1 protein-coding gene is annotated in these 228 nt (G+C 73.7%); it reads right to left on the bottom strand.

Annotated features, from left to right (window positions below):
* A partial coding sequence (locus ACNAW0_RS30990) for a histidine kinase dimerization/phospho-acceptor domain-containing protein (RefSeq protein WP_416291577.1) occupies positions 1 to 228 on the bottom strand: 228 nt, incomplete at both ends.

The raw sequence follows: 228 nt of genomic DNA, 5'->3' as shown, positions 1-228 counted from the left end.
CAGCGCGATCGGCCGTTCCCGGTCCATCCGGGCGAGCAGCAGCAGGTCTTCCACCAGCAGCCCCATCCGGGCCGCCTCGTCCTCGATCCGGCGCAGCAGGCCGGCGGTCTGCTCGGGCTGCCGGGCCGCGCCCTGCCGGTAAAGCTCCGCGAAGCCCCGGATGGTGGTCAGCGGGGTGCGCAGCTCGTGCGAGGCGTCGGCGATGAACTGCCGCATCCGCTCCTCGGA

Origin of the sequence: Micromonospora sp. SL1-18 (assembly GCF_047921505.1) — a bacterium.
Classification (GTDB): Bacteria; Actinomycetota; Actinomycetes; order Mycobacteriales; family Micromonosporaceae; genus Micromonospora.
Note: the sequence above shows the minus strand (reverse complement) of the source record. Positions and strands in the feature narration are given on the sequence as shown.